Annotated in this window: 30 protein-coding genes and 1 pseudogene; 9 read left to right on the forward strand and 22 right to left on the reverse strand. The window is 62.5% G+C overall.

Annotated features, from left to right (window positions below; translation table 11 throughout):
- Positions 1–226 (forward strand): annotated as a pseudogene (locus tag HHL15_RS24295) (amino acid ABC transporter ATP-binding protein); the annotation flags it as partial.
- 46 nt (positions 227–272) lie between these two features.
- Here the strand turns inward: HHL15_RS24295 and HHL15_RS24300 are convergent.
- The gene (locus tag HHL15_RS24300; protein ID WP_169148393.1) at positions 273–461 is read right to left on the reverse strand and encodes a hypothetical protein; all 189 of its coding nucleotides are present in this window, start codon (positions 459–461) and stop codon (positions 273–275) included.
- Between the two features lie 69 nt (positions 462–530).
- Here HHL15_RS24300 and HHL15_RS24305 point away from each other — a divergent pair, with 69 nt between their 5' ends.
- Positions 531–1,460, forward strand: coding sequence for an asparaginase (locus tag HHL15_RS24305; RefSeq protein WP_169148394.1), 930 nt, complete (start codon positions 531–533; stop codon positions 1,458–1,460).
- 17 nt (positions 1,461–1,477) lie between these two features.
- Here the strand turns inward: HHL15_RS24305 and HHL15_RS24310 are convergent, their stop codons facing one another.
- A complete protein-coding gene (locus HHL15_RS24310) occupies positions 1,478–3,256 on the reverse strand; it encodes a monovalent cation:proton antiporter-2 (CPA2) family protein (protein WP_169148395.1) in 1,779 nt (592 codons plus the stop codon).
- A gap of 545 nt (positions 3,257–3,801) precedes the next feature.
- On the opposite strand from HHL15_RS24310, the gene HHL15_RS24315 reads away from it, so the two are divergent.
- Entirely contained in the window at positions 3,802–4,875 is a 1,074-nt protein-coding gene (locus tag HHL15_RS24315) for a PEP-CTERM sorting domain-containing protein (RefSeq protein WP_169148396.1), read from the forward strand.
- A gap of 61 nt (positions 4,876–4,936) precedes the next feature.
- Here the strand turns inward: HHL15_RS24315 and cysB are convergent, their stop codons facing one another.
- Positions 4,937–5,878 carry an HTH-type transcriptional regulator CysB gene (gene cysB, locus HHL15_RS24320; protein ID WP_169148397.1) on the reverse strand — a complete coding sequence of 314 codons (942 nt, stop codon included), beginning with the start codon at positions 5,876–5,878 and terminating at the stop codon, positions 4,937–4,939.
- 121 nt (positions 5,879–5,999) lie between these two features.
- On the opposite strand from cysB, the gene HHL15_RS24325 reads away from it, so the two are divergent.
- Genes HHL15_RS24325 through cysN form a run of 6 tightly spaced genes read left to right on the forward strand, consistent with a single transcriptional unit; the run spans position 6,000 to position 11,991 of the window.
- Entirely contained in the window at positions 6,000–6,779 is a 780-nt protein-coding gene (locus tag HHL15_RS24325; RefSeq protein ID WP_169148398.1) for a sulfite exporter TauE/SafE family protein, read from the forward strand.
- A 31-nt stretch (positions 6,780–6,810) separates the two neighbouring features.
- Positions 6,811–8,493: a nitrite/sulfite reductase gene (locus HHL15_RS24330; RefSeq protein ID WP_169148399.1), complete on the forward strand. Its 1,683-nt coding sequence runs from the start codon at positions 6,811–6,813 to the stop codon at positions 8,491–8,493.
- A complete protein-coding gene (locus HHL15_RS24335) occupies positions 8,486–9,010 on the forward strand; it encodes a DUF934 domain-containing protein (RefSeq protein ID WP_169148400.1) in 525 nt (174 codons plus the stop codon). Before HHL15_RS24330 ends, HHL15_RS24335 begins: the two co-directional genes overlap by 8 nt.
- Before the next feature lie 11 nt (positions 9,011–9,021).
- Positions 9,022–9,747, forward strand: a complete 726-nt coding sequence (locus HHL15_RS24340) for a phosphoadenylyl-sulfate reductase (protein WP_169148401.1) — start codon at positions 9,022–9,024, stop codon at positions 9,745–9,747.
- 33 nt (positions 9,748–9,780) lie between these two features.
- Complete coding sequence (gene cysD, locus HHL15_RS24345) at positions 9,781–10,716, forward strand: sulfate adenylyltransferase subunit CysD (RefSeq protein WP_169148402.1); 936 nt, start codon at positions 9,781–9,783, stop codon at positions 10,714–10,716.
- A complete protein-coding gene (gene cysN, locus HHL15_RS24350; protein ID WP_169148403.1) occupies positions 10,717–11,991 on the forward strand; it encodes a sulfate adenylyltransferase subunit CysN in 1,275 nt (424 codons plus the stop codon).
- A gap of 121 nt (positions 11,992–12,112) precedes the next feature.
- On the opposite strand, the gene cowN is transcribed toward cysN, so the two are convergent.
- From cowN to rplX, 19 genes are all read right to left on the reverse strand, one after another.
- Complete coding sequence (cowN, locus tag HHL15_RS24355) at positions 12,113–12,427, reverse strand: N(2)-fixation sustaining protein CowN (RefSeq protein ID WP_169148404.1); 315 nt, start codon at positions 12,425–12,427, stop codon at positions 12,113–12,115.
- Positions 12,428–12,529: 102 nt separating this feature from the next.
- On the reverse strand, positions 12,530–13,183 hold the full coding sequence (locus tag HHL15_RS24360) for a Crp/Fnr family transcriptional regulator (protein WP_169148405.1): 654 nt from the start codon (positions 13,181–13,183) through the stop codon (positions 12,530–12,532).
- 136 nt (positions 13,184–13,319) lie between these two features.
- Complete coding sequence (gene rplQ, locus HHL15_RS24365; RefSeq protein ID WP_169148406.1) at positions 13,320–13,721, reverse strand: 50S ribosomal protein L17; 402 nt, start codon at positions 13,719–13,721, stop codon at positions 13,320–13,322.
- A 26-nt stretch (positions 13,722–13,747) separates the two neighbouring features.
- Positions 13,748–14,728 (reverse strand): DNA-directed RNA polymerase subunit alpha, encoded by a 981-nt coding sequence (locus tag HHL15_RS24370; RefSeq protein ID WP_169148407.1) that lies wholly within the window; start codon positions 14,726–14,728, stop codon positions 13,748–13,750.
- Positions 14,729–14,773: 45 nt separating this feature from the next.
- Positions 14,774–15,403 carry a 30S ribosomal protein S4 gene (gene rpsD / locus HHL15_RS24375; protein ID WP_169148408.1) on the reverse strand — a complete coding sequence of 210 codons (630 nt, stop codon included), beginning with the start codon at positions 15,401–15,403 and terminating at the stop codon, positions 14,774–14,776.
- Positions 15,404–15,417: 14 nt separating this feature from the next.
- Complete coding sequence (gene rpsK / locus HHL15_RS24380; protein WP_141354281.1) at positions 15,418–15,807, reverse strand: 30S ribosomal protein S11; 390 nt, start codon at positions 15,805–15,807, stop codon at positions 15,418–15,420.
- Positions 15,808–15,819: 12 nt separating this feature from the next.
- Positions 15,820–16,182: a 30S ribosomal protein S13 gene (rpsM, locus tag HHL15_RS24385; RefSeq protein WP_169148409.1), complete on the reverse strand. Its 363-nt coding sequence runs from the start codon at positions 16,180–16,182 to the stop codon at positions 15,820–15,822.
- Positions 16,183–16,235: 53 nt separating this feature from the next.
- Positions 16,236–16,349, reverse strand: coding sequence for a 50S ribosomal protein L36 (gene rpmJ, locus HHL15_RS24390; protein WP_079432668.1), 114 nt, complete (start codon positions 16,347–16,349; stop codon positions 16,236–16,238).
- A gap of 24 nt (positions 16,350–16,373) precedes the next feature.
- Complete coding sequence (infA, locus tag HHL15_RS24395) at positions 16,374–16,592, reverse strand: translation initiation factor IF-1 (protein ID WP_169148410.1); 219 nt, start codon at positions 16,590–16,592, stop codon at positions 16,374–16,376.
- 4 nt (positions 16,593–16,596) lie between these two features.
- Positions 16,597–17,859 (reverse strand): preprotein translocase subunit SecY, encoded by a 1,263-nt coding sequence (secY, locus tag HHL15_RS24400; protein ID WP_235943655.1) that lies wholly within the window; start codon positions 17,857–17,859, stop codon positions 16,597–16,599.
- 71 nt (positions 17,860–17,930) lie between these two features.
- On the reverse strand, positions 17,931–18,371 hold the full coding sequence (gene rplO / locus HHL15_RS24405) for a 50S ribosomal protein L15 (protein WP_169148412.1): 441 nt from the start codon (positions 18,369–18,371) through the stop codon (positions 17,931–17,933).
- On the reverse strand, positions 18,372–18,554 hold the full coding sequence (gene rpmD / locus HHL15_RS24410; RefSeq protein ID WP_169148413.1) for a 50S ribosomal protein L30: 183 nt from the start codon (positions 18,552–18,554) through the stop codon (positions 18,372–18,374). It abuts the gene before it with no gap.
- Between the two features lie 3 nt (positions 18,555–18,557).
- Entirely contained in the window at positions 18,558–19,085 is a 528-nt protein-coding gene (rpsE, locus tag HHL15_RS24415) for a 30S ribosomal protein S5 (protein ID WP_169148414.1), read from the reverse strand.
- A gap of 12 nt (positions 19,086–19,097) precedes the next feature.
- Positions 19,098–19,451: a 50S ribosomal protein L18 gene (rplR, locus tag HHL15_RS24420; protein WP_169148429.1), complete on the reverse strand. Its 354-nt coding sequence runs from the start codon at positions 19,449–19,451 to the stop codon at positions 19,098–19,100.
- Between the two features lie 12 nt (positions 19,452–19,463).
- On the reverse strand, positions 19,464–19,997 hold the full coding sequence (rplF, locus tag HHL15_RS24425; RefSeq protein ID WP_169148415.1) for a 50S ribosomal protein L6: 534 nt from the start codon (positions 19,995–19,997) through the stop codon (positions 19,464–19,466).
- 13 nt (positions 19,998–20,010) lie between these two features.
- Positions 20,011–20,406: a 30S ribosomal protein S8 gene (rpsH, locus tag HHL15_RS24430; RefSeq protein WP_169148416.1), complete on the reverse strand. Its 396-nt coding sequence runs from the start codon at positions 20,404–20,406 to the stop codon at positions 20,011–20,013.
- Positions 20,407–20,418: 12 nt separating this feature from the next.
- Entirely contained in the window at positions 20,419–20,724 is a 306-nt protein-coding gene (gene rpsN, locus HHL15_RS24435) for a 30S ribosomal protein S14 (protein ID WP_169148417.1), read from the reverse strand.
- Between the two features lie 7 nt (positions 20,725–20,731).
- Entirely contained in the window at positions 20,732–21,271 is a 540-nt protein-coding gene (gene rplE / locus HHL15_RS24440; RefSeq protein WP_169148418.1) for a 50S ribosomal protein L5, read from the reverse strand.
- A 9-nt stretch (positions 21,272–21,280) separates the two neighbouring features.
- Positions 21,281–21,595, reverse strand: a complete 315-nt coding sequence (rplX, locus tag HHL15_RS24445; RefSeq protein ID WP_169148419.1) for a 50S ribosomal protein L24 — start codon at positions 21,593–21,595, stop codon at positions 21,281–21,283.
- Position 21,596 lies beyond the last annotated feature (1 nt).

Genomic DNA, 21,596 nt, shown 5'->3' on the forward strand with positions numbered 1-21,596 from the left:
CCCGGAGATGATCAATGAGGTCCTCGATGTGATGGTCGAGCTCGCCCAGGAGGGCATGACCATGATGTGCGTGACCCACGAGATGGGCTTCGCCAAGAAGGTCGCCTCCCGCGTCATCTTCATGGACAAGGGCCAGATCGTCGAGGACGACGCCAAGGACGCCTTCTTCGGCAACCCGCGCTCCGAACGCGCGCGGCAGTTCCTGGCGAAGATCCTGCAGCATTGAGGCCGGCCTGCAGGGGGGGCGGGAGCCGCCCCTGCAGATCCTTCATTCACACCTGCAGTCCTTCATGCGGCCCTTGCAATCGTCCTGACAGCACCTGCAATCCTTCATTCAGGCCCTGCAATCGTCCTGACAGCACCTGCAATCCTTCATTCAGCCCCTGCAATCGTCCTGACAGCGCCTGCAATCCTTCATTCAGCCCTTGCAATCGTCCTGACAGCGCCTGCAATCCTTCCACAGCCTCTGCAATCGTCCTTACAGCCCTTGCAATCCTTCATTCAACCCCTGCAATCGTCCTGACACCCCCATGATCCGTATTCTCGCCACCGGCGGCACCATCGCCGGCACTGCCGATGCCGCCAGCGGCGGCAAGCGCTACAAGGCTGCGGCCCTGCCTGTCGACCAGCTGCTGGGGCACATGGCCGGCCTTGACGGGCTGTCTGTGGACGCCGAGCAGGTCTTGTCCCTCGACAGCAAGGACATGCGCCCAGCCGACTGGCTGGTGCTCCTGGCCGCCACCCGCCGCGCCCTGCGGGACCCGGGGGTGAGCGGCGTGGTGATCCTCCACGGCACCGACACGATGGAGGAAAGCGCCTATTTCCTGCACCTCACCCTGCCGCTGGGCAAGCCGGTGATCCTGACCGGCGCCATGCGCCCGGCGGACCATCCCGCCGCCGACGGCCCGGCCAACGTCCACGCAGCGCTGGCCCTGGCCGCGACGCCCGGCCAAGGCCAGCATGGGGTGCAGGTGTGCATGAACAGGCAGGCCTTCGCCGCCCGCCAGGTGCTGAAGGCCCGCAGCTCGGGCCTGGATGCCTTCGACAGCCTGCCCGGCCAGCCCGGCGCCATTCCCTCTGCCGGGCGCTTTGCCGCGTTGCAGGTCGACGCCTTGCCCGATGTTTTCGTACTCCCTGGCTACGCCGGCGCGCCGCCGGAACTGATCGACGCCTGCGTGGCGGCGGGTGCCCGGGGCCTGGTGCTGGCCCTCAGCGGCCATGGCAGCGTCCCCACCGCCTGGGAGGCGGCCCTCACCCGGGCTCAGGCCTCCGGCGTGGCCATCCTGCGCGCCAGCCGCTGCGCCGGCCCGGTGATCCGCAATGCCAACGCCGACGACGACGGCCGGGGCTGGCTGACTGCCGGCGACCTGCCGCCCGCCAAGGCGCGCATCGCCCTCATGCTGGCCCTGGCGGCCGGCTGGAGCCGGCAGGAGATGATCGACGGGCTGGCGCAGCTGTAAGCGCTGCCCGGCGCGGCTCAGGCTCCACGGCCCTTGCGGGTGAAGGCCAGGCGGGCTTCCTCCAGCACCTGCGCCAGCTCTTCGCGCGCCTCCAGGGAGGACTGGATGAGCTTGCCCTCGTCGTGGGAAATGGCCTGCTGGCGGGCCAGCACCTCCGAGTCGTGCTTGGCGAAGCGGGCCACCAGCTGCTCGGCGAGAGCCGGCGGTTCATGCAGGCATTCGAGGGTCCATCGCGCCATCTCGAGGCTGGCCGGCAGGGTTTCGCGGATCTGCCGCTCTATCCCCAGGTCCATCAGCCGCCCCGCATGGAAGCGGTTACGCGCCCGCGCCACGATCTGCACATGGGGGAAGTGGCGGCGCACCAGCTCCGCGGTGCGCAGCGAGGCCTCCACGTCGTCGATGGCCAGCACCAGCACCTTCGCCTTGTCCACCTGGGCGGCGTACAGCAGGTCCAGGTGGGCGGCATCGCCGTAGAAGACCTTGAGACCGAAGCGCCGCATCGTATCGACCTGCCCGGCGTCCGCATCGAGGGCCGTGAAGCTCACCCCCCGCGCCAGCAACAAGCGGCCGACGACCTGGCCGACCCGGCCAAAACCGGCCACCACCACCTCGCTGGACTCATCCGGCATCTCGTCAAAGGCGCGCACCGGCGCCTTGTCGCGGGCGATGCGGGTGAGCCGGTCGCCGAGCAGCAACAACAGCGGCGAGACCGCCATGGACAGGGCCACCACCAGGGTCAGGCGGTCGGCCTGCACTTCACCCAGCACCCGGAAGGACTGTGCTGCATCGAACAGCACGAAGGCGAACTCGCCGCCCTGCGCCAACACCAGGGAGAGCTGCCGCGCCTCCTGGGCCGGCCCGCCAACGAGACGGCGCAGGACGTAAAGGACGATGAACTTGACGGTGATCAGCCCGGCGGTGAGCCCGATGATCTGCAAAGGCTGTTTGACCAGCAGCTCGAGGTTGGTGGCCATGCCCACCGCCATGAAGAACAGGCCGAGCAGCAAGCCCTGGAAGGGCGCGATGGAGGCCTCCAGCTCGTGGCGGAACTCCGAGTCGGCCAGCAACACCCCTGCGACGAAGGCGCCCAGGGACATCGACAGGCCACCCGCCTGCATCAGCAGGGCGAGCCCCAGCACGGTGACCAGCGCCGCCGCGGTGAACATCTCCCGGCTGTTGACGCGGGCCACATGGCGGAACAGCGCGTCGAGCAGGGGCCGGCCGATCACCGCAACGGCCACCAGCAGACCAAGCCCCACCGCCGGGTGGGTCAAGGCGGTGGGTTTGCCGGTACCGAAGAGGGGGATCAAGGCCAGCAGGGGAATCACCGACAAGTCCTGGAACAGCAGGATCGCAAAGGCCTCCCGGCCATGCCGGGTGGACAGCTCGCGGCGCTCTGCCAGGGTCGGCAGCACGAAGGCAGTGGACGACAACGCCAGGATGATCCCCACCACCGCCGCGGCAGACCACGACAGCCCGAAATAACGGCAGGCACCAGCCAGCGCCACCGCCACGCCGAACAGTTGCACGGCGCCCAGCCCGAACACCGAGCGGCGCAGGGCCCACAGGCGGGAGGGCTTGAGTTCGAGGCCGATCACGAAGAGCAGCATGATGACCCCGAGCTCGGCGGTGTGCATGAGGTTGTCCGGATCCCGTACCAGCTTGATGCCGGACGGCCCGATCAGCATGCCCACGGCCAGATAGCCCAGAACGGTTCCCAGACCGGCGCGCTTGAACAGGGGCACGAACAGCACGGAGGCCAGCAGCAGCGCGGCGAAGGTGGTGAGGGATTGCATGATTGAAGAATGCGACGACGTCAGCCCGCGAGTCTCTCACAAAGCAGTGGCAAGAACCTGCGAGCGAATGATCTGGTAACAAACGGCAGAAACGGAGGCAAGACAGATTCTTTTCGCATGTTTGTCAGATTTATTTACATCTCGCGTCACACCTCTTTCAAAAACAGCCTCCCCCAGGCGCTCGATGCAGGAATCATCCTCAAAGACCCAAAATGAGTTCAGAGCATTCGCCAAGCCCTTGCAATTGCAAGACAAAGCCAAATCCAACGGAATATGAATGCAAGCACATGAATAATCAGGCCTCTTCACATCCGGCCCTGTACCACGACCGGCCCTGGAGGCCACAGGCCGGCGCAAACCATGAGCCGCGTCGGCATCATTTACACCTTCGCTTTCCTCCGGATATCAAACAGCATGGCTATCGCCCGCAGAAGCGCGCCCAGCCTCGATTTACATGAAATTGTTAAAACTGGCACAAGGCGTGCATAAAGACACGCGAAAGACGATTTTTCAGTTTCAGCGCCTGAGACCAGAGGAGAACGATAATGAGACGGCACACCAAGAAGACCATCCAGGGAGCCCTGACCTGCCTGACCACCGCCAGCGCGCTGATGCTCGCCCCGGCCGCTGCCAGCGCCGTGGAACTGCCCACCGCCAACTGCGGCACCAACCTGACGTCCAACTGCCTGCGAGCCAACGATTTCAATGTGTTCTCGTTGGCCCTGCTTGATCTGCAGAAGCCGACAGGGGGCTATGACCTGCCGGCCTCCCCCGGCCAGATCGCCCCGTACACGATCATCGGGCAGAACAACGGCCAGGAAGGCGCGGGCAACCTGCAGGGTTTCGTGGACGGAACCTATGCGACGCCGTCCAACAACACGGCCAGCACCTTCTCCACCATCACCTCCAACCCCGGCGGCGTGGCCGACCCGAAGGTGGCCAACGGCGGCGGCTCGGGCGCCAATGAATTCACCGGCGACTCCGAAGACAGCTGGGACATCCGGGTCAACACCCTGAAGTCGCTCAACGGCACCCCCGTCGTCTTCTTCTTCTCGTTCAATGAAACCGGCAGCAACAGCGGCCTGCTCAACACCGACCTGCTGATCTGGGGCAAAGTCACCCTGATCAAGGACGGTGGCGGTGCCAGCCAGACCTTCTACCTGGGCGGTCAGCCCACCACCGGCGACAGCCCCCTGGACAGCCCCCTGCCCCCCACGACCGGCACCGACACCGACTTCACTGATCAGGCCAACTACGACTACGGTCCGTGGATTTACGTGCATGCAGGCATCTGCGTGGTGGGCACCCAGTTTGTCGGCTTTCCCAACAGCAGCGGCGTCTGCACTTTCGGCAGCAGCCAGTACGTGAACACCAACCTGGGCAACGACACCGCGGCGTTCATGGTCAACAGTCCGGAACTCGACGCAGCCATCCAGAGCGGTGGATACGACACCATGCAGGTGACCTGGGAAATGGCTTACCTCAACGGTGGCGGCGAAAGCGCCTGGATCGCCCCGGTGACGACGCCGGTCAAGGTTCCCGAGCCCGCACCGCTGGCCCTGCTGTCCCTGGGCCTGGGCGCCCTGGCCTGGAACACCCGTCGCAACAAAAAGAACTGAGCAGCACGGCAGGCACTGACGAAGGAGCCCGGGCAACCGGGCTCTTTTGTTTTGGCCGCCGTCACAGGCCGGGGTCTTCCCCGCCTCCGGCCAGCGCGGCCTCGATGACCCGGCGCGTCAATTGCGGCGCGAACAGCTCGATGAAGGCATATACATACCCCCGCAGCCAGGCATTGCGACGCAGGCCGATGCGGGTCGTGCTGGACGCGAACAGATGCGCCGCATCGACCATGCCCAGATCCCGGTCGGTCCCGGGGTCGAAGGCCATCCGGGCGACGATGCCGACGCCCAGCCCCATGGCCACATAGGTCTTGATCACGTCGGAGTCGATGGCAGTCAACACCACGTTGGGCTTGAGCCCCCGCCCGGTGAAGGCTTCGTTGATGCGGTTGCGCCCGGTGAAGGCAAAGTCGTAGGTGACCACCGGATAGCGGGCGATGGCCTCGAGGGTCAGCGGCTGCTCGGTCAGGATGGGGTGGCGCAGGGGCGCGATGATGCAGCGGTTCCACTGGTAGCAGGGCAGCATCACGATGTCTTCGTGCTCCGCGATGGCTTCGGTGGCGATGGCGATGTCCGCCTCGCCCGACAGCACGTACTCGCAGACCTGCCTCGGATTGCCCTGGTGGAAGGACAGACGCACATTGGGATAGCGCGCCATGAAGGCCTGCACCACCTTCGGCAGCGCATAACGGGCCTGGGTGTGGGTGAAGGCGATCGACAGGCTGCCGGTGGCTTCATTGCTGAACTCCGCGCCGACCTCGCGCAGATTGTCCACTTCCTGCAAAATGCGCCCCGCGATGCCGAGCACCTGACGGCCGGGATCGGTGATCCCCACCAGGCGCTTGCCGTGACGCACAAAGATCTCGACGCCCAGTTCTTCCTCGAGCAGGCGAATCTGCTTGGACACCCCGGGCTGGGACGTAAACAGCGCCTCTGCCGCCTCGGACACATTGAGGCGATGCCGTGCCACCTCGAAGACATACCGCAGTTGCTGGATGTTCATCGATGCCTCCGGCTTGCAGATCAATGTTTATAACTATTTCTTCTAACAGTCTAACCTAAAACTCCTTCTTGGCTCTAACAACAGGCTTTACGATGCAATGCACAAGGAGTCTGGGTAGATCATGAGTATTGCTTACACAATTGCAGGTTTTTCTGTCGGCGCCATCGTCGGCCTCACCGGAGTGGGAGGAGGTTCGCTGATGACGCCTCTGCTCGTCCTGATGTTCGGCATCAACCCTTCGGTCGCCGTCGGCACCGACCTGCTCTATGCGGCTGTCACCAAGGCTGGCGGCACACTGGCACACGGGATGAAGGGCACGGTGGACTGGCAGGTCACGCGGCGTCTGGCGAGTGGCAGCATCCCGGCCGCGGCACTGACCCTGCTGGCCCTGGCCTGGTTCGCACCAGGCGGCATCGGCGGCGCCACCAGCCTGATCAAGGTCTCCCTGGGGGTTGCGCTGCTGCTCACCGCAGTGGCGATCATCTTCCGCAAGCACATCCAGGACTTTGCCCTCCGGCACAGCAGCGGGCAGGAGAACCCCCGGCGTACCGCGATCCTCACCGTCATCACCGGCGCCGTGCTGGGGGTGCTGGTGTCGATCTCCTCCGTGGGCGCCGGCGCCCTGGGGGTCAGCGCCCTGTTCTTCCTGTATCCCCGCCTGCCCACCCTGCGCATCGTCGGCAGTGACATCGCCCACGCCGTGCCCCTGACCCTGGTGGCCGGTATCGGCCACTGGTTCCTGGGCAGCGTCGACTGGTCGCTGCTCGGCAGCCTGCTGATCGGCTCGCTGCCGGGCATCTGGCTGGGCTCCCATATTTCCACCCGGGTCCCCGACCGGGTGCTGCGTCCGATTCTGGCAACCATGCTGGTCTTGGTGGGCAGCAAGCTGATCGCGGCCTGACCGGCCCCTGAGAACAACCAGGACTATCCCCATGTACCGTTACGACTCCTACGACCAGAAAATCGTCGACGAACGCGTCGCCCAGTTCCGCGACCAGACCCGCCGCTACCTGGCCGGTGAACTCACCGACGACGAGTTCCGCCCCCTGCGCCTGCAGAACGGCCTCTACATCCAGCGCCATGCGCCGATGCTGCGGGTCGCCGTGCCCTACGGGCTGCTCTCCTCGACCCAGGTACGTACCCTGGCGCACATCGCCCGCACCCACGACAAGGGCTACGCCCACATCACCACGCGCCAGAACGTTCAGTTCAACTGGCCCGAGCTGAAGGTCGTGCCGGAGATCCTGGCCGAGCTGGCCAAGGTCGAGATGCATGCCATCCAGACTTCCGGTGCGTGCATCCGCAACATCACCTCGGACCCCTTCGCAGGTGTCGCCGGCGACGAGTACATCGACCCGCGGCCGTGGTGCGAGGTGCTGCGCCAGTGGAGCACCTTCCATCCCGAATTTGCCTTCCTGCCGCGCAAGTTCAAGATCGCCGTGAATGGCGCCACCCAGGACCGCGCGGTGATCCAGTGCCACGACATCGGCCTCGAGCTCAAGCGTGACGCCGCCGGCGAGATCGGCTTCCGCGTGCTGGTCGGTGGCGGCATGGGCCGCACCCCGATCATCGGCGCCGAGATCACCGACTTCGTGCCCTGGCAGCACATCATCACGTACTGCGAAGCCATCCTGCGGGTCTACAACCGCTATGGCCGCCGCGACAATCTCTACAAGGCCCGCATCAAGATCCTCGTAAAGGCGCTGGGCATTGCCGAGTTCAAGCGTCAGGTGGAAGAGGAATGGGCCTTTGGCAAGGGCGGCCCGAACACCCTGACCGAGGCCGAAGTCGCCCGCGTGGCCACCCACTTCACGACCCCGGCCTACGAGACGCAGCCGGCCGACGACGCCGCCTACGCCAGCCAGCGTGCCGCCAACCCGGCCTTTGCTGCCTGGGCCCGCCGCAATGTGCTGGCTCACAAGGTGCCCGGCTACGCCGTGGTGGTGCTGTCCCTCAAGGACCCCAGCCGGGCCCCGGGCGACATCACCGATGCGCAGCTCGACCTGGTTGCCGAGTGGGCCGACGCCTACAGCTTCGGCGAAGTGCGGGCCACCCACGAACAGAACCTGGTGCTCGCCGACGTGAAGCAGTCCGACCTCTTCGCGGTCTGGGAAAAGGCCCGCGCCGCCGGCCTGGCCACGCCCACCTTCGGCCTGCTGACCGACATGATCTGCTGCCCGGGGGGCGACTTCTGCGCCCTGGCCAACGCCAAGTCGATCCCCATCGCCAATGCCATCCAGGCCCGCTTTGACGACCTGGACTACCTCTACGACATCGGTGAGCTCGAGCTCAACATCTCCGGTTGCATGAATTCCTGCGGCCATCACCACGTGGGCCACATCGGCATCCTCGGCGTCGACAAGAACGGCTCCGAGTGGTACCAGGTCAGCCTCGGTGGCAGCCAGGGTAACGACACGAGCATCGGCAAGGTGATCGGCCGCTCCTTCGCCGCCGCCGAAATGCCGGACGTCATCACCAACATCATCGACGTGTACCGGGCCCAGCGCCTCGAGGGCGAGCGTTTCATCGAAACCGTCCGCCGCATCGGCCTCGACCCGTTCAAGATCGGCGTGTATGGCGACGCCGCCATCATCGAAAGGAAACAGCATGCCTAAGCTCATCAAGAACGGCAGCGTGATCGACGACGCCGCCCAGATCCTGGTTCTCGACGAAACCCAGGCGCCCGAAGCCCTCAGCCTGCCCGAGGGCCAGGTGTTCGTGCCCCTCGCCGTATGGCAGGCCCACAAGGGTGTGCTGTCCGACAACAAGGCCGTCGGCGTGTGGCTGGAGAGCCACGAGAGCGTCGACGATCTGGCCGAGGACCTCGACAGCCTGTCCGCCGTGGCGCTCAACTTCCCCAAGTTCACCGACGGCCGCGCCTATTCCGGCGCCGCCCTGCTGCGCACCCGCTACGGCTTCAAGGGGGAGATCCGCGCGATCGGTGACGTGCTGCGCGACCAGTTCTTCTTCATGCAGCGCTGCGGCTTTGATGTGATCCAGCCGAAGACCGGCAAGTACAGCGACGCCCAGCTCGAAGAAGCCCTGGCCAGCCTGAAGGACTTCTCCACGCCTTACCAGGCCGCCGTCGACCAGCCCGAGCCCCTGTTCCGTCGCGCCCGGCGCGCCGCCTGAGGGAAACCCCCATGCATCCGAACCAGAATCCCAAGCTCGACGATCCCACCCTGCGCGCCAGCCTGGAAGCCAAGGTCGCGGCCCTGAAGGCCGACCTGGCCGCCTGGGCGGCCGAGCTGCCGGCCATCACCATGGCCAATAGCCTCGGCGCCGAGGACATGGTCCTCACCGACGTCATCGCCACGAACAAGCTGCCGATCGAAATCTTCTCCCTCGACACCGGCCGCCTGCCCGTCGAGACCTACGACCTGATGGCCAAGGTGCAGCAGCACTACGGCCTCAAGCTGAAGTTCTTCTACCCGCAGCATGAAGCCATCGAGGCTTTCACCCGCGAGCACGGCATCAACGCCTTCTACGACAGCGTCGAGCTGCGCAAGGCCTGCTGCCACGCCCGCAAGGTCGAGCCCCTGGGCCGCGCCCTGGCCGGCAAGCAGGCCTGGATCACCGGCCTGCGGGCCCAGCAATCCACTACCCGCACCGACCTGCCCAAGCGCGAATTCGACCAGGGCAATGGCCTGATCAAGTTCAACCCGCTGGCCGACTGGACCGAAAAGGAAGTGTGGGCCTACATCCGCCTCAACCAGGTGCCCTACAACGCCCTGCACGACAAGTTCTACCCCAGCATCGGCTGCGCCCCCTGCACCCGCCCGGTCTCGATCGGCGAGGATGTGCGCGCGGGCCGCTGGTGGTGGGAGAATCCGGAATCCAAGGAATGCGGCCTGCACGTCAAGAAGTAATGCGTGCCCAAGAATCACCCATTGAGTAAAGCCATGTCGACGCTGACCAAACAAACCCTGAGCCACCTGGACTGGCTCGAATCCGAAGCCATCCACATCATGCGTGAAGTGGCAGGCCAGTGCAGCAACCCGGTGTTGCTGTTCTCTGGCGGCAAGGACTCCATCTGCATGCTGCGCCTCGCAGAGAAGGCCTTCCGCCCCGGCAAGTTTCCCTTCCCGCTGATGCACATCGACACCGGCCACAACTACAAGGAAGTCGTCGAGTTCCGCGACAAGCGCGCCGCCGAGCTGGGCGAGCGCCTGATCGTGCGCTCGGTCGAAGACTCCATGAAACGCGGCACGGTCGTCCTCAAGCACGAGAACGAATCCCGCAACAAGCACCAGTCCGTGACCCTGCTCGAATCCATCGAGGAGTTCGGCTTCGATGCCTGTATCGGCGGCGCCCGCCGGGACGAGGAGAAGGCCCGCGCCAAGGAGCGGATCATGAGCTTCCGCGACGAGTTCGGCCAATGGGACCCGAAGAACCAGCGCCCCGAGCTGTGGAACCTCTACAACGCCCGCAGCCACAAGGGTGAGAACATCCGCGCTTTCCCGATCAGCAACTGGACCGAGATGGACGTGTGGCAGTACATCGAGCGCGAAGGCCTCGAGCTGCCCTCCATTTACTTCGCCCACACCCGTCCGGTGGTGATGCGCCAGGGCGCCATCGTGCCCGTGAATGTCCCCCTGACCAACGGCGAGCTGACCAACCTGCCCAAGGCCGGCGAAGAGATCATCGACCTGCAGGTGCGCTTCCGCACTGTCGGTGATATCTCCTGCACCGCTCCGGTCCAGTCGGATGCCGACACCGTCGAGAAGATCGTGCTGGAAACTGCCACCACCACCATCACCGAGCGCGGCGCCACCCGTCTGGACGACCAGACCAGCGACGCCTCCATGGAACAACGCAAGAAAGAGGGTTACTTCTAAATGAGCGCCCATCAAGTAGAGGACCGGGGCCTGCTGCGCTTCCTGACCTGCGGCTCCGTCGATGACGGCAAGAGCACCCTGATCGGCCGCCTGCTGTTCGACACCAAGGCCATCCTCGCCGACACCCTGACGGCCATCGAGCGCACCTCGAACAAGCGCGGCCTGACCGCCGTGGATCTGTCCTTGCTGACCGACGGCCTGCAGGCCGAGCGCGAGCAGGGCATCACCATCGATGTGGCCTACCGCTACTTCTCCACCGGCACTCGCAAGTACATCATCGCCGACGCGCCGGGCCACGAGCAGTACACCCGCAACATGTTCACCGCGGCCTCCACGGCCAACCTGGCGATCATCCTGATCGATGCGCGCAAGGGCGTGTTGACCCAGACCCGCCGCCACAGCTACCTCGCCAAGCTGGTCGGCATTCCGCATCTGCTGGTTGCCGTGAACAAGATGGACCTGGTGGATTACGACCAGGCCACCTACAACCAGATCGTCGCCGACTACAAGGCTTTCGCCGAACAGATCGGCCTTGCCGACGTGCGCTTCATCCCGCTGTCGGCGCTGAACGGCGACATGATCGTCGACCGCGGCGAACGCCTCGACTGGTACGACGGCCCCACCCTGATCGACATTCTCGAAAGCGCGCCCGCCGCCCACACCGAGCAGGCCGAGAGCTTCCGCTTCCCTGTGCAATACGTCTGTCGCCCGCAGGCCTCCGACAACCCCGAGCTGCACGATTACCGGGGCTTCATGGGGCGCGTCGAAGCCGGGGAGATCAAGGTCGGCGACAGCGTCACCGTGCTGCCCAACGGCCTCACCACCAAGGTCAAGGACATCCAGCTCTACGGCGCCTCGCTCGACAAGGCCATCCACGAGCAGTCCGTCACCCTGCTGCTCGAGGACGAGATCGACATCTCCCGCGGCGACATGATCGTCAATAGCGACGAGCTGCCGGCCCAGACCAAGCAGATCGACGCCGTTGTCTGCTGGCTGTCCGAGACGCCCCTCTCGCCGGCCCGCACCTACTGGCTGCGCCACACCACCCGTGAGGTCAAGGCCAAGGTCGCCGTCATCGCGCATCGCGTGGACATCAACTCCCTGGAGAATGAGCCGGCAAACACCCTGGCGATGAACGACATCGCCCGGCTGAGCCTGAAGCTGGCCCAACCGATCTTCGCCGACAACTACGAGACCTCCCGCGCAACGGGCGCCTTCATCATCATCGACGAATCCACCAACAACACGGTGGGCGCCGGAATGATCGTCGGTTGATCCCCGCCTGGCCTCGCCAGGCAGGACCCATAAAGAAAGGCCCTTCGGCATTCCTGTCGAAGGGCCTTTTGATCTCTGGCGTCACGCACCGCCCATCTTCGGTGGCGCATCAACCACGGTACTAGCAGCATTCCTTCTCGATGCCATCCACCAGCGCCAGGCCCTCCGCGTCATCCAGATCCTCGAAGAGCTCCCTGATCTGCCCAAGGTGGCAATGGATCAGCAGCAGATCGTCCAGGCGCGGCCCATTCGCCCCTGCGGCCTTCTTCTTGAAATACTCCCAGAACGCGTTGCTGTGCCGGGGGTCGTCAATATAGTGGCGAACCCGCTGCATCAGATGGGCGGCCCTTGCATCACAATCGAGGCCGATGAAACTGACATAGCGATCCGGGTCGCCCAGCAGGGGATCGGCAGACTTGCGGCAGGTGCAGCTCATGGAAAACTCCTGAATCGGTTGAGATGCCGCCGATTCTAGAGGGCACTTCCCGTCCGGACTGTCGGCTAGCCGACAGTCCTCCGACCCTCACCGCCGCCCCCTTCAGGCGCCCTCCTGCCAGGCCCGCAGCACCTCCGGGCGCAGCAGACGCAATTCGCGCCGCCCGGGCCGCGCAATAACGCCTTCCCGCTCCAGGCGCTGAAGCAGGCCGGACACCGTCTGGCGCGTACTCCCCAGCAGCAGTGCAATCTCCCCCACCGGCAGATCCAGGGTAAATGCCTCCGCCCCCTCGTCCGCCCGCCCATGCCGACGGGCCATGCTCAACAGAAAGCGGGCGAGACGGCCCGCTACATCCCGAAAGGCCAGGTCCTCAATAAGCGCAATGCTGCTATCGAGAAGACGCCCTAGCACCGGCATCACCAGCCCGAGCAGGCCCGGCGTATCAGACAGATTGCGGGCGAACTCGCGGGTCGGCATCGAGAGCAGCTCGCAATCCTGCTCACAGCTCAGATAGGCCCGGGTATGGGTACTGAACATCTCTCCGGCAGCCAGATAGGACAAGGTCAACTCCTTGTCGTCGTTTGCCACGTAGACGCGCATCTGACCTTCCCTCAGGAAGAGAATCCGGTCATCCCGGGCGTGGGGAGTGGCGACCAGATAGCCCTTGGGCAGCCGCTGCAGTGAAAAGCGCGCCAGCAGGACCGCCATGGCCGGTGATGCGACAGCGCGGTTGGCGGAGGGGGGATGGATAGTCATCGCAGCGGGGACCAAGCTTGCAGGTAAGCTTGAAAAGCAAAGTCCGAGCCACGGATACCCAACACTCCCCAAAAACACAAAAGCCGGCTTTCGCCGGCTTTTTGTGCATCTGCAGACAGGTGCAGATTGGTATTGCTTAGGCAGCAGCCTGTTCCGCTTCCGGAGCAGCAACTTCGCCATCCGGACGATCCAGCAGCTCAACGAACGCCATCGGGGCGTTGTCGCCATCCCGGAAACCACACTTCAGGATACGCAGGTAACCGCCGTTGCGGGTCGCGAAACGCGGGCCCAGTTCGTCGAAGATCTTGACGACGATCTCACGATCACGCAGACGATCGAAAGCGAGGCGGCGGTTGGCCAGGCTCGGCTTCTTGCCGAGGGTGATCAGAGGCTCAACAACCTTGCGCAGTTCCTTGGCCTTCGGCACGGTGGTCTTGATGACCTCGTGACGCAGCAGGGAGTTCGCCATGTTGCGCAGCATAGCCTGACGGTGGCTGCTGGTGCGGTTGAGCTTGCGAAGACCGTTACGGTGACGCATTTGGAATTACCTCTTCTTCGTTACGCTCAACCGAGCTTTTCCAGCCCGGCCGGCGGCCAGTTTTCAAGTTTCATGCCGAGCGTCAGGCCGCGGGAGGCCAGGACTTCCTTGATCTCGTTCAGAGACTTGCGACCAAGGTTCGGCGTTTTAAGCAGTTCGGTTTCGGTGCGCTGGATCAGATCACCGATGTAGTAGATGTTCTCAGCCTTGAGGCAGTTCGCGGAGCGAACGGTCAGTTCGAGATCATCCACCGGGCGCAGCAGGATCGGGTCGATGGCAGGAGCCTTCGGCGCTTCGATCGCGGTCGGAGTACCTTCCAGATCGGCGAACACCGAGAGCTGATCCATCAGCACACGGGCGGCGAAACGGACAGCCTCTTCGGGATCAACAGCACCGTTGGTCTCGATGTCGAGGACCAGGCGATCCAGGTCGGTACGCTGCTCGACGCGAGCGCTCTCAACCATGTAGCTGACACGACGAACCGGACTGAAGGAGGCATCGAGGACGATGCGACCGATGGTCTTGGATTCGCCCGCAGCCGGACGCTGGTTACCAGGAACGTAGCCACGGCCTTGCTCGACCTTGATCTGCAGATCCAGCTTGCCGCCCGGCGCGAGGTGCGCCAGTACGTGATCCGGATTGATCACCTCGACATCGTGCGAGAGCTCGATGTCTGCAGCAGTGACGACGCCTTCGCCAGACTTCGTCAGGGACAGCGTCGCTTCGTTCCGACCATGCAGCTTGAGAACAACGCCCTTCAGGTTCAAAAGAAGATCAACCACATCCTCCCGAACACCGTCCAGCGTGGAGTACTCGTGCAGTACGCCCTCGATCGAAACTTCGGTCGGTGCGTAGCCCGGCAACGAGGACAGCAGAATGCGACGGAGCGCGTTGCCCAAGGTGTGACCGAAGCCGCGTTCAAACGGCTCCATCGTCACACGAGCGTGCACCGGCGAAACATTCTGCACCTCGATGATGCGCGGTTTCAGCAGAGCATTACTTTGCATCGACAATCCTTCTCTAGAGTCGCGCCTTAAGAGGCGCGACCGCCATTAACGCGAATACAGTTCGACGACCAGACCTTCGTTCAGGGTCGCAGGCAGCTCCGCACGTTGCGGGTAGGCCTTGAACGTGCCCTTGCCAGCCTTGACGTCCATCGCGAGCCATTCCGGAAAACCGCGGGAGTCGGCAGCTTCCAGGGAAGCCTTGACGCGCAGCTGGTTGCGAGCACCGTCGGTCAGCTGGATCTCATCGCCAGGACGAACGGTGTAAGAGGGAATATTCACCCGCTTGCCGTTCACCAGCACGCCGTTGTGGCGCACCACCTGACGGGCTTCCGCGCGGGAAGCACCGAAACCCATACGGTAGGCCACTGCATCCAGACGGCCTTCCAGCAGCTGAAGCAGGTTCTCACCGGTCTGACCCTTGCGGCGATCAGCTTCGGCGTAGGTCTTGCGGAACTGACGCTCGAGGATGCCGTACAGACGACGGATCTTCTGCTTTTCACGCAGTTGCACGCCGTAGCCGGAAAGGCGCTGGCCGGACTTTTGACCGTGCTGGCCGGGAGCGTAGGAACGACGCTCAATGGCGCACTTGTCGGTAAAGCACTTTTCGCCCTTCAGGAAGAGCTTTTCACCCTCGCGTCGGCACTGACGGCACTTGGGGTCGAGATTACGAGCCACTATTCAACTCCTTGTCAGATACGACGCTTCTTCGGCGGACGGCAGCCGTTGTGCGGGATCGGCGTGATATCGGTGATCGTGGTGATCTTGATACCCAGCGCATTGAGCGCACGAACACTGGATTCGCGGCCGGGGCCGGGGCCCTTCACGCGGACTTCCAGGTTCTTGATGCCACACTCGACAGCCACCTTGCCGGCCGCTTCAGCAGCGACCTGGGCAGCAAACGGGGTGCTCTTGCGGGAGCCCTTGAAGCCGGCGCCGCCGGAAGTAGCCCACGACAGCGCGTTGCCCTGGCGATCGGTGATCGTGATGATCGTGTTGTTGAAAGAAGCGTGGACGTGGGCGATGCCCTCAGCCACGTTCTTTTTGATCTTCTTGCGAACCTTCGCAGCAGTCTTTGCCATGTCTTATCCCTATTACTTCTTGCCGGCGATCGCCTTGCGCGGACCCTTGCGGGTACGGGCATTGGTACGCGTGCGCTGGCCACGAAGGGGCAGACCACGACGATGGCGCACCCCGCGATAGCACCCCAGATCCATGAGGCGCTTGATACACATCGTCACTTCACGGCGGAGGTCACCTTCGACGGTGAACTTCGCGACTTCATCACGAAGCCGTTCCATGTCGGACTCAGTAAGATCCTTGATCTTGGTGGAGCGGGCAACATTGGCCGCATCACAGATCTGTTGCGCACGAGTGCGACCAATACCGAAGATCGCGGTAAGAGCGATTTCCGTATGCTTGTGGTTGGGAATGTTTACCCCTGCAATGCGGGCCATGCGTTCACCCCAAAATGCTAAACATTAAATTATAAAGAATGCGGGTGACCGCATCAACCCTGACGCTGCTTGTGACGCGGATCCGTACAGATCACACGCACGACACCTTTGCGACGGACAATCTTGCAATTTCTGCAAAGCCGCTTGACCGATGCTTGAACTCTCATTTCTTGCTCCTAACTACGTATCTGTTATTTCGCTCGGAAAACGATCCGGGCCCTGCTCAAATCGTACGGCGTCAGCTGAACTGTCACCTTGTCGCCGGGAAGAATACGGATGTAATGCATGCGCATCTTTCCGGAGATGTGGCCCAAGACCACATGACCATTTTCAAGTTTGACCTTGAAGGTGGCATTGGGGAGGTTTTCGAGAACCTCACCCTGCATCTCGATGTAATCTTCCTTCGACATAAGACTATTTGAGCGGCACCCGCGAGCCCTTGAAGTTAGCCTTCTTCAACAGGCTCTCGTACTGGTGGGACATGATGTAGGCCTGAACCTGGGACATGAAGTCCATCGTCACCACCACGATGATCAACAAGGACGTCCCACCAAAGTAGAACGGTACATTCCACTTGAGGATCAGAAACTCAGGCAGCAAACAGACCAGGGTGATGTACACCGCACCGGCCAGCGTAAGCCGCATGAGAATCTTGTCGATGTAACGTGCCGTCTGGTCACCAGGCCGAATACCGGGAACGAACGCTCCGCTCTTCTTCAGGTTATCCGCCGTCTCCTTCGAATTGAAGACGAGCGCCGTGTAGAAAAAGCAGAAGAACACGATCGCAGCCGCATACAGGATCACGTAGATCGGCTGACCAGGGGCCAGCGTGGATCCGAGATCCTTGAGCCAGGTCATGCTTTCCGACGATCCGAACCACTGGGCCAGGGTTGCCGGAAAAAGAATGATGCTCGAAGCAAAGATCGGAGGAATCACACCCGCCATGTTCAACTTGAGAGGCAGATGCGAACTCTGACCACCGTAGATCTTGTTGCCTACCTGACGCTTGGCGTAATTCACCAGAATCTTGCGCTGCCCCTTCTCCACGAATACAACCACCGCAGTTACCGCAACCACGAGGATGCAGATAACCAAAGCCGTGAAGGGATGCATTGCACCGGTACGAACCAGCTCGAACAAGCCACCCAGCGAATTCGGCAGACCAGCTGCAATACCCGCAAAGATGATGATCGAGATCCCGTTGCCCAGTCCGCGCTCGGTGATCTGCTCACCCAGCCACATCAGGAACATCGTGCCGGTTACCAGCGTGGAAACCGTAACGAAGCGGAACATCAACCCCGGCTCGAGAACCAGACCCTGCTGGGACTCCAGCGCAATGGCAATACCAAGCCCCTGGAACAGCGCCAGAGCAAGCGTGCCGTAGCGAGTAAACTGCGTGATCTTGCGCCGCCCTGCCTCACCCTCCTTCTTCAACGCCTCCAGCTGCGGCGAAGCAACCGTGAGGAGCTGCATGATGATCGACGCCGAGATGTACGGCATGATCCCCAATGCAAAAAGAGTGAAACGCGACAACGCCCCACCGGAGAAGAGGTTGAACACCCCAAGGATCCCGCCCTTCTGGCTGCTGAACAACTCAGCCAGTGCTACGGGATCGATTCCGGGCACCGGGATGTGCGCGCCGATACGATAAACGATCAGCGCGCCCAGCAGGAACATCAAGCGACGCTTGAGATCCCCGAACTTACCCGGAGCAGCCAGCGCAGACTGTTGATTTGCCACGCTGAACCTTACTCGGCGGACTCGACCGAACCACCGGCAGCCTCAATGGCAGCCTTGGCACCCTTGGTGGCAGCAACACCACGCAGGCTGATCTTGCGAGTGATCGCACCGGACAGAACCACTTTGGCGGCAAGCGCGTCAGCAGCCACGATACCGGCCTGTTGCAACACGAGCAGATCGATCTGATCAACCGGCAGAGCTTCGAGCTCGGACAGGCGAACTTCACCGATGCGGGCACGGGTCAACGATACGAAGCCACGCTTCGGCAGACGACGCTGCATGGGCATCTGACCGCCCTCGAAGCCGACCTTGTGGAAACCACCGGTACGGGACTTCTGACCCTTGTGACCGCGGCCGGCAGTCTTGCCCAGACCGCTACCGATACCACGACCAACTCGCTTGGCAGCGTGCTTGGCACCCGCTGCAGGTTTAATGGCGTTCAGGCGCATTTAGGCCTCCCACTTAACGAGGTAGGCGACCTTGGTGATCATGCCTCGCACAGCAGGGGTATCCTGCAGCTCCACCGTTTGGTGGAGACGGCGAAGCCCAAGTCCGCGCACAGTTGCACGATGGGGCTGCTTCGTACCGATGACGCTCTTGACGAGCGTGACCTTCAGTTTCTTTTCGGACATGACTTACCCCAGAATCTCTTCGACCGTCTTACCGCGCTTAGCGGCAATAACGGAAGGAGCGTTGGTAGCCAGGAGGCCGTTAAGCGTGGCACGAACCACGTTGTACGGATTGGTGGAGCCGATGGACTTGGCGATGATGTCGGTGACACCCATCACTTCGAACACAGCACGCATCGCACCGCCCGCAATGATCCCGGTACCCTGGGGAGCCGGCTGCATCAGCACGGAAGACGCGCCGTGCTTACCGATCACGGAGTGATGCAGCGTGCCGTTCTTCAGGGACACCTTGGCCATCTTGCGACGAGCCTCTTCCATAGCCTTCTGCACAGCCACCGGCACTTCGCGGGACTTACCCTTGCCCATGCCAACGCTGCCATCACCATCACCGACCACGGTCAGAGCGGCGAAGCCGAGAATCCGGCCACCCTTCACAACCTTGGTCACGCGGTTGATGGAGACCATCTTTTCGCGCAGGCCGTCGTCGCGCTCCTCGGAGGCCTGCGGTTTCTTGTTACCTTGCTGCTTAGCCATGCTAAACCTCGCTTAGAACTTCAACCCGCCTTCGCGGGCGGCATCGGCAAGCGCCTTAACGCGGCCGTGGTACTGGAAACCGGCGCGATCAAATGCGACGGCTTCAATGCCGGCGGCCTTTGCGCGCTCGGCAATCAGCTTGCCCACCACCACTGCGGCAGCCTTGTTGCCGCCGTTGGACACCTGGGCGCGCACGTCGGCCTCGACGGTCGAAGCTGCAGCCAGAACCTTGGAACCACAACCGGCGATGATCTGCGCGTAGATGTGGGTATTGGAACGGAACACGGACAGACGGACTGCCTTCATTTCCGCAATCTTGGCACGGGTTTTCCGTGACCGGCGCAAACGCGTTTCCTTCTTGGTGATCATGATCCGCCCTTACTTCTTCTTGGTTTCTTTCAAGGACACCACTTCGTCGGAGTAACGAACGCCCTTGCCCTTATAGGGTTCCGGCGCGCGGTACGCGCGAACTTCAGCAGCTACCTTGCCGACAGCCTGCTTGTCGACACCCTTGATGACGATTTCGGTCTGAGTCGGGGTTTCGACCTTGATACCAGCGGGCATCATATGCACCACCGGATGGGAGAAACCGAGAGACAGGTTCAGCTTGTCGCCCTGGGCCTGAGCACGATAACCCACGCCAACCAGGGTGAGCTTGCGCTCGAAACCCTTGGAAACGCCGGTCACCATGTTGTTCACCAGAGCACGCACGGTGCCGGACATGGCCTTGCTATTGACAGCGCCCTCAATGGCGGAGCACTGCACGGCATCGCCCTGGCGCTCGACCTTGACGGAAGGATGCAGGGGCAGCACCAGGGAGCCCAGGGGCCCCTTGACCACTACCTGACCAGCACCGACCGTCACATCCACGCCAGCGGGCAGAACTACCGGATTCTTGGCTACACGGGACATGTGATTCTCTCCCTTAAGCCACGATGCACAGCACTTCGCCGCCGGCACGGGCAGCGCGCGCAGCGCGATCGGTCATGACACCCTTGGGGGTGGACACAATCGCCACACCCAAGCCATTCATCACGCGAGGCAGATCGTCGCTACCCTTGTACACGCGCAGGCCGGGACGGCTGACGCGCTCGATGCGCTCGATGACCGGACGACCGGCGTAGTACTTGAGGGACAGCGCGAGCTCGGCCTTGCCGGAATTCTCGGTGACAGCGAAATCGTCGATGTAGCCTTCGCTTTTGAGCACCTTGGCGATGGCAACCTTCAGCTTGGAAGAGGGCATCACGACAGAGCTCTTTTGCGCCTGCTGCGCGTTACGAATACGCGTCAGCATATCGGCGATCGGATCAGACATGCTCATATCTTCGACCCCTTACCAGCTTGCCTTGGTCATGCCGGGCACTTCGCCGCGGAAGGCAACTTCACGCAGCTTGTTACGACACAGACCGAATTTACGGAAAACACCACGCGGGCGACCAGTCTGCTCACAGCGGTTACGCTGACGACTCGGGCTGGCATTGCGCGGCAGTTGCTGCAGCTTCAGACGCGCGATCATGCGCTCTTCATCCGACAGCTTGGCGTTGTTGATCTGCTCGAACAGAGCAGCACGCTTGGCCGCGAACTTGGCAACCGTTTTAGCGCGCTTCTCTTCGCGATTGATCAGGGACAGTTTCGCCATAACACCCTCAGTTCTTGAAAGGGAACTTGAACGCGGCGAGCAGAGCGCGCGCCTCGTCATCCGACTTCGCAGTCGTCGTGATGCTGATATTCATCCCGCGCAGAGCATCGATCTTGTCGTACTCGATTTCCGGGAAAATAATCTGCTCCTTGACACCCAGGTTGTAATTGCCGCGGCCATCAAAGCCCTTACCGGCAATACCACGGAAGTCACGGATACGCGGCATCGCGATGGTGACCAGGCGATCGAGGAACTCATACATGCGAGGACCACGCAGGGTCACCATGCAGCCGATCGGATAGCCATCACGGATCTTGAAGCCGGCAATCGACTTCTTAGCCTTGGTGGTCACAGGCTTCTGACCGGCAATCTTCTGCAGATCGCCAACAGCGTAATCCAGGACCTTCTTGTCACCCACAGCCTCACCCACACCCATATTCAGGGTGATCTTGGTGATGCGGGGCACTTCCATGACCGACTTGTAGCCGAACTTCGTAAGAAGCTCAGGCGCAACGGTCTCTTTATAGAATTCTTGCAGGCGCGCCATGACTACCCCTTACGCATCCACTACTTCGCCATTGGACTTGAAGACGCGAACCTTGCGGCCATCCTCAAGAACCTTGAAGCCAACGCGATCAGCCTTCTGGGTGGCCGCATTGAACAGCGCCACGTTGGAAGCCTGAATCGGCATTTCCTTTTCGACGATACCGCCGACTTCACCCTTCATCGGATTCGGACGGACATGCTTCTTAACGCGGTTGATACCTTCAACCACGAGAGTGCCTTCCAGAACACGCAGAACGGTGCCGCGCTTACCCTTGTCCTTGCCCGTAAGGACGGCGACTTCGTCGCCTTTGCGAATTTTATTCACA

It is taken from the genome of Zoogloea dura, assembly GCF_012927165.1.
In the GTDB taxonomy this organism is placed as follows: domain Bacteria; phylum Pseudomonadota; class Gammaproteobacteria; order Burkholderiales; family Rhodocyclaceae; genus Zoogloea; species Zoogloea dura.

Bases quoted from the DNA above. Each gene is read 5' to 3' on its own strand.
- HHL15_RS24305 (WP_169148394.1), top strand. From the start codon at position 531: ATGATCCGTATTCTCGCCACCGGCGGCACCATCGCCGGCACTGCCGAT.
- HHL15_RS24310 (WP_169148395.1), bottom strand. From the start codon at position 3,256: ATGCAATCCCTCACCACCTTCGCCGCGCTGCTGCTGGCCTCCGTGCTG.
- HHL15_RS24315 (WP_169148396.1), top strand. From the start codon at position 3,802: ATGAGACGGCACACCAAGAAGACCATCCAGGGAGCCCTGACCTGCCTG.
- cysB (WP_169148397.1), bottom strand. From the start codon at position 5,878: ATGAACATCCAGCAACTGCGGTATGTCTTCGAGGTGGCACGGCATCGC.
- HHL15_RS24325 (WP_169148398.1), top strand. From the start codon at position 6,000: ATGAGTATTGCTTACACAATTGCAGGTTTTTCTGTCGGCGCCATCGTC.
- HHL15_RS24330 (WP_169148399.1), top strand. From the start codon at position 6,811: ATGTACCGTTACGACTCCTACGACCAGAAAATCGTCGACGAACGCGTC.
- HHL15_RS24335 (WP_169148400.1), top strand. From the start codon at position 8,486: ATGCCTAAGCTCATCAAGAACGGCAGCGTGATCGACGACGCCGCCCAG.
- HHL15_RS24340 (WP_169148401.1), top strand. From the start codon at position 9,022: ATGCATCCGAACCAGAATCCCAAGCTCGACGATCCCACCCTGCGCGCC.
- cysD (WP_169148402.1), top strand. From the start codon at position 9,781: ATGTCGACGCTGACCAAACAAACCCTGAGCCACCTGGACTGGCTCGAA.
- cysN (WP_169148403.1), top strand. From the start codon at position 10,717: ATGAGCGCCCATCAAGTAGAGGACCGGGGCCTGCTGCGCTTCCTGACC.
- cowN (WP_169148404.1), bottom strand. From the start codon at position 12,427: ATGAGCTGCACCTGCCGCAAGTCTGCCGATCCCCTGCTGGGCGACCCG.
- HHL15_RS24360 (WP_169148405.1), bottom strand. From the start codon at position 13,183: ATGACTATCCATCCCCCCTCCGCCAACCGCGCTGTCGCATCACCGGCC.
- rplQ (WP_169148406.1), bottom strand. From the start codon at position 13,721: ATGCGTCACCGTAACGGTCTTCGCAAGCTCAACCGCACCAGCAGCCAC.
- HHL15_RS24370 (WP_169148407.1), bottom strand. From the start codon at position 14,728: ATGCAAAGTAATGCTCTGCTGAAACCGCGCATCATCGAGGTGCAGAAT.
- rpsK (WP_141354281.1), bottom strand. From the start codon at position 15,807: ATGGCAAAGACTGCTGCGAAGGTTCGCAAGAAGATCAAAAAGAACGTG.
- rpsM (WP_169148409.1), bottom strand. From the start codon at position 16,182: ATGGCCCGCATTGCAGGGGTAAACATTCCCAACCACAAGCATACGGAA.
- rpmJ (WP_079432668.1), bottom strand. From the start codon at position 16,349: ATGAGAGTTCAAGCATCGGTCAAGCGGCTTTGCAGAAATTGCAAGATT.
- infA (WP_169148410.1), bottom strand. From the start codon at position 16,592: ATGTCGAAGGAAGATTACATCGAGATGCAGGGTGAGGTTCTCGAAAAC.
- secY (WP_235943655.1), bottom strand. From the start codon at position 17,859: ATGTTCCTGCTGGGCGCGCTGATCGTTTATCGTATCGGCGCGCACATC.
- rplO (WP_169148412.1), bottom strand. From the start codon at position 18,371: ATGCGCCTGAACGCCATTAAACCTGCAGCGGGTGCCAAGCACGCTGCC.
- rpmD (WP_169148413.1), bottom strand. From the start codon at position 18,554: ATGTCCGAAAAGAAACTGAAGGTCACGCTCGTCAAGAGCGTCATCGGT.
- rpsE (WP_169148414.1), bottom strand. From the start codon at position 19,085: ATGGCTAAGCAGCAAGGTAACAAGAAACCGCAGGCCTCCGAGGAGCGC.
- rplF (WP_169148415.1), bottom strand. From the start codon at position 19,997: ATGTCCCGTGTAGCCAAGAATCCGGTAGTTCTGCCCGCTGGCGTGGAT.
- rpsH (WP_169148416.1), bottom strand. From the start codon at position 20,406: ATGAGCATGTCTGATCCGATCGCCGATATGCTGACGCGTATTCGTAAC.
- rpsN (WP_169148417.1), bottom strand. From the start codon at position 20,724: ATGGCGAAACTGTCCCTGATCAATCGCGAAGAGAAGCGCGCTAAAACG.
- rplE (WP_169148418.1), bottom strand. From the start codon at position 21,271: ATGGCGCGCCTGCAAGAATTCTATAAAGAGACCGTTGCGCCTGAGCTT.